General features: G+C 55.5%; 1 protein-coding gene. It reads right to left on the bottom strand.

The window, feature by feature from the left end; genetic code table 11:
• Nucleotides 1-159 precede the first annotated feature (159 nt).
• On the bottom strand, nt 160-499 hold a 340-nt coding region (locus CHK_RS13535; RefSeq protein ID WP_046444612.1), incomplete at its 5' end, for an ATP-binding cassette domain-containing protein.

The following is a 499-nucleotide window of genomic DNA, read 5'->3' as shown; positions in this document are numbered from 1 at the left end:
GGTTGTATCCCTGCAAATCGCCGGTATGCTGTATCGCACCGGCGAGCTTGAGAAAACGTCCCGCTGGCTGTTCCAGGCCAAAACCGCTAAAACCGGAAAGGGCATTTATACAAACCTCGCAGAAGACCTGTGGGAGATCATCCGGGATGAAAAACATTCCTAAACCGCGTCCGCTACGTCGCCGCCGAGGAGGGATACCACATCGATAATTTTGTCAAAAAACTGTCTTCGTGTCTGCCCTCCCCGCAATAGCTCCGTAAAAATCTTCCCGTCGCGCAAAAAAAGAATACGGCTGCAATAGCTTGCGGCAAATGCGTCGTGCGTCACCATCAGGATGGTCGCACGCAATCTTTTGTTCATGCCCGCAAAGCTTTCCAGCATCGTGCGCGCCGCTTTGGAATCGAGCGCTCCCGTCGGCTCGTCCGCAAGTACCAGCGACGGTTCCGGCACCATAGCCCTTGCCGCCGCGATCCGTTGTTTTTGCCCGCCGGACATCTCC

This window comes from Christensenella hongkongensis (genome assembly GCF_000981035.1).
GTDB classification, from domain to species: Bacteria; Bacillota; Clostridia; order Christensenellales; family Christensenellaceae; genus Christensenella; species Christensenella hongkongensis.
This window is presented reverse-complemented; position numbering and strand designations above follow the sequence as displayed.